Below are 9,350 nucleotides of genomic sequence, written 5' to 3' on the forward strand. Positions count from 1 at the left end.
ATCTGGCCGCCAGCACGAGCATGGTGGCCACCAGCACCTGGCGCACGGGCCGGCGCGCCAGCAGGGCCGTCAGGACGGGTGCGCCGATGGCCGCCCCCAGCGCATACGCGGCGATGGCGCCGCCGGCCGCCGCCACGCTGGCGTGCAGGTCGCGCGCCATGGGCGTCAACAGGCCGGCGGCGATGAATTCGCACAAACCGAAGGCAAAGCTGCACAGGGAAAGCAGATAAATGGAGAATGGCAGCGTGGCGGACGGCAGCACTGTGCGCGAGGAGATGGTGGACATGGCAGTTCCTGACAATCAAAAACGCCATGCTGGCCCCTGGGCCATCATCTGTAAAATATCTTATTTATCTTGAAACGAGACGTGTGAAGTCTCAATGCGAGGCGGACAGCCGCAGCTGCGCCAGCAGCCGCTCGCGCACGGGGGACGTGTGCCGCGGGTCCCACGCCATGTACAGGTCGAGCTGGCGCAGCGCCTCGGGCGCGCCGCTTGCCAGCGGCAGCATGACCACGCCCGCCGGCATGGACGCCGCCAGGCTGGCCGGCAGCAGGGCCACGCCGAAACCGGCCGCCACCAGTCCCAGCACCGTTTGCAAACGGCGCGCCTGCTGCGCCACGCGCGGCACGAAGCCCGCGTGCAGGCACAGGCTGGCCAGCTGGTCATGGAAACCCTGACCCAGCTTGCGCGGCGAGGCGACAAAATCGTCACCGGCCAGCTCCGCCAGATCCACGCGCGCCAGCCCCGTGCAGCGGTGATCGGATGGCAGCGCCACGACGATGTCTTCGCCGGACAGGCGCTCGAAGCGCAGGCCCGGCGTGCTGCGCCCTGGCGCGCGCAGCAGGGCGACATCGACCTCGCCTTTTTCCAGCCACTCGACCTGCTGCTGCGTCGACGCCTCGCGCAGGGTGAATTGCACGGCGGGCGAGGCGGCGCGAAACGCGCGCAAGGCGTCCAATACGTGGACATACGGGGTGATGTGGATGAAACTGAGGCGCACGTGCCCTTCGATGCCCTGCGCCACGCGGCGCGCGGCCGCCACGCCCTCTTCCAGGTCGGCCAGCACCTGGCGCGCGGTGGCCAGGAAAGCCGTGCCGGCTGGCGTCAGGCTGACCTTGCGGTTCGTGCGCTCGAAGACGGGATAGCCAAGCGCTTCTTCCAGCCGCAATATCGCCTGCGACAGCGGCGGCTGCGCCATGTGCAGCCGTTCGGCCGCGCGGCGGAAATTGAGTTCCTCGGCGACGGCGATGAACTGGCGCAGCAGCCGGGTCTCGATCATGGGCCTTTTTTCGCCACCGCCAGGATATGCCGCGCGATGCCGCGCAGGATATTGACTTCTTCCGTTTCCAGCCCCGTGCGCGAAAACAGGCGTTTCAGCCTTGGCATGAGTTTTTTCGGGTTGTCTGCGTCGAGGAAGTCGATGGCGACCAGCGCCTGTTCCAGGTGCGCATACATGCCGTCGACCTGCGCCAGGCTGGCCGCGTCGCCGTGGAAACCGACGGGACTGGCGATTTGCCCGTCGCCGAGGGCCGCCACGCGGCATTCGTAGGCGACGACCTGCGCCGCCTGCGACAGGTTCAGCGAGGAATACTCGGGATTGGCGGGAATGTTGATCAGCACATTGCACTGCTCGACGATCTCGTTGGGCAGGCCGAAGCGCTCGTTGCCGAAGATGACGGCCGCGTGCAAGTCTGCGCTGGCGGCCAGCTGGGCGGCGATGGCGCGCGGCGCCGTGACGGGCGGCGAAAATTCGCGCAGCCGGGCCGACACGGCGGCCGCGTAATTGCAGCCTTCGAGCGCCTCGGCGATGGAGCCGACGATGCGCGCGCCGGACAGGATATCCTGCGCGCCGCTGGCGAAGGCCACCGCTTCCGCATCCGTCAAGGCATCGGGAAAACGGGGGTTGACCAGCACCAGATCGGAAAAACCCATCGTTTTCATGGCGCGCGCGACGGCGCCAATATTGCCGGATCGACTAGTTTCGACGAGAATAAATCGCAGGCGTTTGAAAAGAGACGTGTTGATTTCGGGCAGATTCATTTAAAATAGCGCTATTGCGCGGTATCGATACAGGAAATTTCGGGAAACGGAGTCACACAACGCTGACTCCAGGCCGGGATTTTAACCACTTCGGCACCGCTCCGCTCTTTAATTCATTCTTGCACTCTATCGTACCGGCGCCGCAAGGCGGCCATGGGCGGTCGCGTGCTTTTAACGGAAGCTCACATGCACCCAATGCTCAACACGGCGATCAAAGCCGCCCGCCGCGGCGCCGCCGTCATCAATCGCGCCTCATTCGACCTCGACCGCGTCGTCGTCACGGAAAAACAACATAACGATTTCGTCACCGACGTCGACCAGGCGGCCGAACAAGCCATCATCGAGGTGCTGTCCAAGGCCTACCCGGACCACGCGTTCCTGGCCGAGGAATCGGGAGCTTCCGCCAACTCGCACGACGAGAATGAATATCAGTGGATCATCGACCCGATCGACGGCACCACCAACTTCATCCACGGCTTCCCGCAATACTGCATCTCGATCGCCCTCGCGCATCGCGGCGTCATCACGCAAGCCGTCATCTACGATCCGGTCCGCAACGACCTGTTCACGGCCACCAAGGGCGCCGGCGCCTACCTGAACGAAAAACGCATCCGCGTCACCAAGCTGGACCGCATCTCGAACGCCCTGCTGGGCACCGGCTACGTGGCCGGCAGCGCCCGCGCGCTGGACGAATACCTGAAGATGTACGCGATCATGGGCGAACGCAGCCAGGGCGTGCGCCGCGCCGGCTCGGCCGCGCTGGACCTGGCCTACGTCGCCTGCGGCCGCCTGGACGGCTTCTACGAAAAAGGCTTGAAGCCTTGGGACATCGCCGCCGGCGCCCTGATGATCACGGAATCGGGCGGCATTGTCGGTGAATTTTCCGGCGAATCGGACTACCTGTACAAGGGTGACGTCATCGCCGCCAGCCCGAAGATCTTTGGCCAGATGATCACCCTGCTGACGCCATTCGCCTGATTGCCAGGCGCGCGCTGACGTAACAAAAGCTGCCGGAGGCGACTCCGGCAGCTTTTTTTTCGCCCCGGCCTGCCCTCAGTTGCCGCGCATGGCCGGCAGCAGCACGCGGTAAATCTGCAGGAACGCCGGCCCCATCAGCACGACCATCAGCGAAGGGAAGATGAAAAAGATCAGCGGAAACAGCAGCTTGAGGGCGATCCTGGCCGCCGTTTCCTCGGCGCGCTGGCGCCGCTTGGTGCGCAGCTGGTCGGACTGCACGCGCAGCGACGCGGCGATGCTCGTGCCGAAGCGCTCGGCCTGGATCAGCAGGGTCACCAGCGCATCCACGTCTTCCACTCCCGTGCGCAGGGCCAGGTTGCGCAAGGCCTTGTCCTTGGCGCTGCCGGCGCGCAGCTCCAAGGTCACCAGTTGCAGCTCCTCGGCCAGGACCGCGCTTTTCAAGCCGATTTCCTGCGCCACGCGCGCCAGCGCCGCATCCATCGCCAGCCCCGCTTCGACGCACACCGTCATCAGGTCCAGCGCATCGGGAAAGGTCTCGAACACTTCGCGCTGACGCTGTTTCAGGCAGTGCGACAGCCAGACATTCGGCAGGTAATAGCCGAGGGCGGCGGCAGCGACCAGCCACAACAGCATATTGTGCCCGCCCTGGCGCAGCAGAAAATACACGAGCAGCGGCAAGCCCACGAACAAGCCCGTCTTGGCCGCGTAAAACAGCGCGGGCGCGGCCTGGCTGCGCCAGCCGGCATGCACGAAGCGGCTGCGGATGGGCGAACTTTCCCAGCCCTCGTCCGGCAGCGACAGCCTGGCCAGCGGGCGCGTCAGGCTGACGGCGTGCGCCAGCCAGCGCCGTCGGGCGTGACGCTCGCGGTCGCCGGCGGCGCCGGCATCGCCCAACGCCTGCAGCCGCCCCTGCACGGCACTGCCGGCGAACAGGCGCAGCACCAGCAAGGCCAGCGCGAAAACAATCAGGAACAGCAGGCCCAGCAAAGCCAACTGCGCCGTACTCATGTTGCTCATCGTGTCGGTTCTTTCATGTCACACCCGGATATTGATAATTTTTCTGATGCACAGCACGCCCAGCATCAGCAAGCCCAGCGATACGGCGACCATCTTGCGCCCGCCCCCATCCGTGTACAGCACGGCAATGAACTGCGGATTCATCATGTACATCATCAGCGCCGCGCCAAACGGCAGCAAGCCCAGGACCCAGGCCGACATGCGCCCTTCGGCAGACAGCACGCGCACCTGGCCCAGCAATTTCAGGCGGTCGCGGATGATGGCGCTGATGCTGCTCAGCAATTCAGTCAGATTCCCCCCCGTTTCGCGCTGGATCAGCACGGCGATGACGAAATAGCGCAAGTCCGTGCTGGGCACGCGCGCGGCCAGGTTGCCCAGCGCATCGGCCATGGCGACGCCGAAACTGACTTCGTCGAACACGGCGCGGAACTCGTCGGCCAGCGCCCCCGTCATTTCCTCGCCCACCATCTTCAGCGCGGTGGGAAAGGCATGGCCGGCGCGCATGGCGCGGCTCATCAGGTCGAGCGCGTCCGGCAATTGCTGCTCGATGCGCACCAGCCGCCGGCTCCGGGCGCGGCGCACCAGCAGATACGGCAGCGCGGCGCCGCCCGCGCCCAGGCCCAGGCGCGCATGCCATGGCAGCGGCAACGCGCCGGCCGCCAGCAGCGCGACCAGCGCGCCCAGCAGGCAATAGCCCAGAAAAGTGGCCACCAGCCAGCGCATGCCCGCCTGCAGCAGCAACTGGTCGAGGCGCCGCGCGCCGGGCAAGCCTTGCAGCACGCCGTGCAGGAAGGGATGGACGCTCAGCGGGCGCTGCTTGGTGATCGACAGCGCCTGTTCGCCATCGCTGGCCGTGTACATGCCCTGCAGGCGGCGCGCCACCCGCGCCGCGCCCGCGCCGCGCGCCGCTTGCCACGCCAGCCAGGCGCCAGCCACCAGCAACAGCACGGCCAGGAAGAGGAATAGATAAACGAGGTAGGAAAGCATGGCCGGTCAGCGCCCCGCCGCGGTGGGTTCGAACAGGGCGGCCGACACGCCGATGCCAAAACTGTTCAGGCGCTCGAGGAAGCGCGGGCGGATGCCGCTGGCCGAGAAATGCCCGACCACCGCGCCGCCCTCGGCCACGCCCGTCTGCCGGAAACTGAAGATTTCCTGCATCGTGATGACCTCCCCTTCCATGCCCGTGATTTCCTGGATCGACGTGACCTTGCGCTTGCCGTCGATCAGGCGCGACACTTGCACCACCACCGACACGGCCGAGCTGATCTGCTGCCGGATGGCCTTGCTGGGCAGGTTGGCGGCCGCCATGCTGATCATGTTTTCCAGCCGCGTGATGGCGTCGCGCGGCGTGTTGGCGTGGATGGTGGCCATCGAGCCTTCATGGCCCGTGTTCATCGCGCCCAGCATGTCGAGCGCCTCGGCGCCGCGCACCTCGCCCAGGATGATGCGGTCCGGGCGCATGCGCAGCGCATTGCGCACCAGCGCGCGCTGGCTCACCTCCCCCTTGCCTTCGATGTTCGCGGGCCGCGTTTCCAGGCGCACCACGTGCGGCTGCTGCAATTGCAGCTCGGCCGCGTCTTCCACCGTGACGATGCGTTCGGTCTGGCCGATAAAGCCGGAAATCACGTTCAGCATGGTGGTCTTGCCGCTGCCCGTGCCGCCGGAAATGAGGATATTCATCTTCGCCTTGCCGAGGCCCTGCAGCACCTCGGCCATCTCGGCCGTCATGCTGTGGTAGGCGACCAGGTCGGCCAGGCGCAGCGGATCGACGGAGAAACGCCGGATCGACATCACGGGGCCGTCGATGGCCAGCGGCGGAATGATGGCGTTGACGCGCGAACCGTCGGGCAGGCGCGCATCGACCATGGGGCTCGATTCGTCGATGCGCCGGCCCACGCGCGAGACGATCTTGTCGATGATTTTCATCAGGTGGGCGTCATCGTCGAAGCAGATGTCGGTCAGCTCCAGGCGGCCGCCGCGCTCCACATACACCTGCTTGTGGCCGTTGACCAGGATGTCCGACACGCTGGCGTCGGCGAGCAGCGTTTCGAGCGGCCCGAAACCGAGCATCTCGTGCTGGATGTCGCGCGTCAGGCTCTTGCGCTCGGCGTCGTTGATGACCACCGCCTCTTCCTCCAGCAGGCGCTCGACCAGGCCGCGCAATTCGTCGCGGATGCGCTCCTGCGACAGGCGCTGCATGCTTTCCAGGTCGACCCGTTCGAGCAGCAGCCCATGGATGCGCAGCTTGAGGTCGCGGTAACCGTGGTTGTCGACGACGGCCATGCGTTGCGGCGCGAGCGTGGCGATCTTGGCGCTGCCGAGCCGTTCGCGGATGGACAAGGCGGCGATGGGGGAAGTAGCCATGGAATGCTCCTGTTCTGGAATGGGGATCAAGCGCGTGGATCAAGCGCGCCGCAGGACGCGGCCCAGCCAGCCCTGGCGCGCCATGCCGGCCGTGCCGCCGGCCAGGCTGGCGGCGAACTCCTGCAGCGAGCGGGTGATCGGGCTGGCTTTGTCGAGCTGCAGGATAGGCACGCCCTGGTTGACCGAGGCCGCCGCCGAGGCGTAGTGATTCGGCACGGTGCGGTAGACCGCCGTGCCATACGCCGCTTCCAGGTCGCGCAGGCGGATCTCGCCGCCCTTGTCGTGGCGGTTGACGATGATATGCACCTTGTCCTTCGCGTATTCGAGCGAGCGGAACATGCCCAGCAGGCGCTTGCCGTCGCGGATGTAGGGCAAGGTCGCCTGCAGGACGGGAAAGATCATGTCGGCGTGGTCGAGCGCGCGCACGCTGACGGCGTCGAGGTTGCGGCCCACGTCGAGCACGATGAAATCGTACTGGCGCCTGGCCTGCCGGATGATGGCGTCGATGTGCTCGGGCGCCACTTCGCTGGCGTGGGCCGGATCCTCGGGCGCGGCCAGCACGCTGTAGTTGGGCAGGATGTGCAGCATGCTCGACGCCAGGAACGAGGCGTCGAGCCGGTGGATGTCGCGCGTGACGTCGGACAGCGTGGCCAGCGGCTTGTTCTCGGACACGAAGAGCGAGGCGTCGCCAAAATGCAGGTTCATGTCGATCAGGGCCACGCGCTGCTGGCCGCCGGCGGCCAGCGCATAAGCGAGGTTGCTGGCGATGAAGGTGGCGCCGCTGCCGCCCTTGCAGGAGATGAAGGCCAGCACCTTGCCGTTGCCATGCTCGCGCCGCTCCAGCTTTTCCTCGATGCGTTCGAGCGCCGCATACAGGCTGGCCGGCGCGGCGGGGAACGGCAACACGTCGCGCACGCCCGCACGCATGGCCTGCAGCAGGAATTCAGGCGGCTGCTGGTGGCACAGCACGATGAAGGCCATGCGCGGATGCTGGTTGCTGAGGCGCTCGATGGCGGCCAGGTCGGCGCCATCGTTCGACGGGCGGTCGAAGATCAGCACGTCGGGCAGCGACTGCGCCGCCTGCAGCGGTTCGAGCGTTGCGCCGCCCGCGTTGATCTCGTCGAGCCGGTTGCGGCTGCGCAGCAGCCGTCCCAGTTCGGACAGCGTTTTTTGATCCGTGGAATGGATGGCGATTTTCACGATATGCCTTGCTGATTCTGTGGTGACGATGCCAGCTTCACTGGCGCGCCCCGACGCCGATGGTGAAGGCGGCCCCTTGCGGCGCGGGCGCGGCAAAGCTTTTCTGATACGCCGCGTAGGCGGCCTGGGCGGCCTTGCCGTCCATGCCGGCCACGGGATCGCGGTTCGCGCCCGCCTGCGGCGACAGCACTTGCCGCAGGCGCAGCTGCGCGACGCTGTGGCCGAACTGGCGGTCCAGGTTCGGGGTCGCGGCGCAACCGCTGGCGGCCAGCGCGGCCAGCAACATAGAAAGGGAAAGGGAATGCTGCATGAAGTGCTCCTAGTGAATGTCCGGGCCGGCCGGCGCCGTCTGCGTGGCCGCTTCCTGCCGCGGCCGTGGCGCGCCAGCGCCTTCCATTTTTCCTTGCAAGAAGAACTCGCCGCGGCTGGGCGCCACATACGCGTCGGTCGGCAAGACGATGTCGCCGTCGAGCGGCTTGACCAGGTGCGGCGTGATGATGAACACCAGCTCGGTACGGTCGGTCTGGAAATCGCTGCTGCGGAACAGCGCGCCCAGCACGGGAATCTCGCCCAGGAAGGGCAAGGCCTTGATATTGGTCGTCACATTGTTCTTGATCAAGCCGCCCACGGCAAAACTCTGGCCGTCGAACAGCTGCACCGTGGTGGTGGTGCGCCGCGTGGTAAAGGCCGGCAGCACGGCATTGGCGGTGGCGCCCCCCCCGGTGGTGATGCCGATGCCTTCGCGGTTCAGCTCCGACACTTCCGGCGCCACCTTCAGGTTGATGCGCCCCCCTTCCAGCACGGTGGGCGTGAATTTGACGGCAATGCCGAATTCCTTTTCTTCCAGCGTGATCTTGTTGGTGGTGCTGTCTTGCGCGACCGGAATGAAAATCTTGCCGCCCGCCAAGAAACTGGCTTCCTGGCCACTGATGGCCATGATGTTCGGTTCGGCCAGCACCTTGACGAGGCCGTCGCGCTTTTGCGCATCGAGCGTCAACCCGTTGCCGTTCTTGCCGTGCACGGCGCCTAGCTGGCTGGGGTTGCCGCTGAGCAGGTTCGACAGCAGGCCGTAGCTCCAGTTGCCGCGCGTGCCGCTGATGCCCACGCTGGCGCCCAGCTGGTCGACCAGGGTCTTCGACACTTCGGCGATTTTCACTTCCAGCATGACCTGTTGCGGCGCCGCGATCGTCAGCATATTGATGACCTTGACGCCGCCGGCCGCGCTGGCGGCACCATCGGCCGGCGCGGCCGCGTCGCCGGCGCCGCGTTGCGCATAGGCTTGCGCCATGTCCAGGATCTGGCTGGCCTTGACGCTGTCGCTCACCTGCCCCGACAACACGATGCTGCCGCCGGCCGCGCCGGCCTTGACGGCGCGCTCGCCGGGGAAGACATAGGCCAGCTGCGCCTGCAAGCCCTCGACGTCGATCTCGACTTCGATGTCGACGATCACGGGGCGCTGCTGCCGATCCCACAGGATCAGGTTGGTGCTGCCCGGGGCCAGGCCCCAGACGAACAGCTGGCTGGACGAACCCAGCATCCTGGCGCCGGCCACCCGCGGATCGTTGACGGCGATCTGCGACACCGGCAGGCTCAGGCTGCGCAAGGTGGACTTGCCCACGGCGATGCGCACGGGCGCGCCCAGGCGGGCGATATCGGCGCCCAGCGACATGGCCGGCGCCGCGACGGGCGACATGACGGTCTGCCTGGCCGGCGCCGCCGCGCTGGCGCCGCCCGGCCAGGCCAGGCTGGC

10 protein-coding genes are annotated in these 9,350 nt (G+C 66.7%); 1 reads left to right on the plus strand and 9 read right to left on the minus strand.

Annotation, left to right across the window (positions count from 1 at the left end):
- The 3 genes from GCN78_RS28585 to GCN78_RS28595 form a co-directional block, all read right to left on the minus strand.
- Positions 1-286, minus strand: a 286-nt coding sequence (locus tag GCN78_RS28585) for an MFS transporter (protein ID WP_193316901.1), incomplete at its 3' end; no start/stop codon positions are given.
- 91 nt (positions 287-377) lie between these two features.
- The gene (locus tag GCN78_RS28590; protein ID WP_152254714.1) at positions 378-1,280 is read right to left on the minus strand and encodes a LysR substrate-binding domain-containing protein; all 903 of its coding nucleotides are present in this window, start codon (positions 1,278-1,280) and stop codon (positions 378-380) included.
- On the minus strand, positions 1,277-2,041 hold the full coding sequence (locus tag GCN78_RS28595; protein ID WP_152254715.1) for an RNA methyltransferase: 765 nt from the start codon (positions 2,039-2,041) through the stop codon (positions 1,277-1,279). Before GCN78_RS28595 ends, GCN78_RS28590 begins: the two co-directional genes overlap by 4 nt.
- A gap of 195 nt (positions 2,042-2,236) precedes the next feature.
- On the opposite strand from GCN78_RS28595, the gene GCN78_RS28600 reads away from it, so the two are divergent.
- Positions 2,237-3,019, plus strand: a complete 783-nt coding sequence (locus GCN78_RS28600; RefSeq protein ID WP_152254720.1) for an inositol monophosphatase family protein — start codon at positions 2,237-2,239, stop codon at positions 3,017-3,019.
- Between the two features lie 75 nt (positions 3,020-3,094).
- On the opposite strand, the gene GCN78_RS28605 is transcribed toward GCN78_RS28600, so the two are convergent.
- The 6 genes from GCN78_RS28605 to GCN78_RS28630 form a co-directional block, all read right to left on the minus strand.
- Positions 3,095-4,036, minus strand: a complete 942-nt coding sequence (locus tag GCN78_RS28605) for a type II secretion system F family protein (RefSeq protein ID WP_226939868.1) — start codon at positions 4,034-4,036, stop codon at positions 3,095-3,097.
- 18 nt (positions 4,037-4,054) lie between these two features.
- Positions 4,055-5,023 (minus strand): type II secretion system F family protein, encoded by a 969-nt coding sequence (locus GCN78_RS28610; protein ID WP_152254716.1) that lies wholly within the window; start codon positions 5,021-5,023, stop codon positions 4,055-4,057.
- Between the two features lie 6 nt (positions 5,024-5,029).
- A complete protein-coding gene (locus tag GCN78_RS28615; RefSeq protein ID WP_413465253.1) occupies positions 5,030-6,376 on the minus strand; it encodes a CpaF family protein in 1,347 nt (448 codons plus the stop codon).
- 63 nt (positions 6,377-6,439) lie between these two features.
- Positions 6,440-7,600, minus strand: a complete 1,161-nt coding sequence (locus tag GCN78_RS28620; RefSeq protein WP_152254717.1) for an AAA family ATPase — start codon at positions 7,598-7,600, stop codon at positions 6,440-6,442.
- 37 nt (positions 7,601-7,637) lie between these two features.
- Complete coding sequence (locus GCN78_RS28625) at positions 7,638-7,910, minus strand: pilus assembly protein (protein WP_152254718.1); 273 nt, start codon at positions 7,908-7,910, stop codon at positions 7,638-7,640.
- Between the two features lie 9 nt (positions 7,911-7,919).
- Positions 7,920-9,350: type II and III secretion system protein family protein (locus GCN78_RS28630; RefSeq protein ID WP_152254719.1), on the minus strand; the 1,431-nt coding region annotated here is incomplete at its 5' end.

The organism is Janthinobacterium rivuli (assembly GCF_009208735.1).
Lineage (GTDB): Bacteria > Pseudomonadota > Gammaproteobacteria > Burkholderiales > Burkholderiaceae_D > Janthinobacterium.

Bases quoted from the DNA above. Each gene is read 5' to 3' on its own strand.
- GCN78_RS28590 (WP_152254714.1), bottom strand. From the start codon at position 1,280: ATGATCGAGACCCGGCTGCTGCGCCAGTTCATCGCCGTCGCCGAGGAA.
- GCN78_RS28595 (WP_152254715.1), bottom strand. From the start codon at position 2,041: ATGAATCTGCCCGAAATCAACACGTCTCTTTTCAAACGCCTGCGATTT.
- GCN78_RS28600 (WP_152254720.1), top strand. From the start codon at position 2,237: ATGCTCAACACGGCGATCAAAGCCGCCCGCCGCGGCGCCGCCGTCATC.
- GCN78_RS28605 (WP_226939868.1), bottom strand. From the start codon at position 4,036: ATGAGCAACATGAGTACGGCGCAGTTGGCTTTGCTGGGCCTGCTGTTC.
- GCN78_RS28610 (WP_152254716.1), bottom strand. From the start codon at position 5,023: ATGCTTTCCTACCTCGTTTATCTATTCCTCTTCCTGGCCGTGCTGTTG.
- GCN78_RS28625 (WP_152254718.1), bottom strand. From the start codon at position 7,910: ATGCAGCATTCCCTTTCCCTTTCTATGTTGCTGGCCGCGCTGGCCGCC.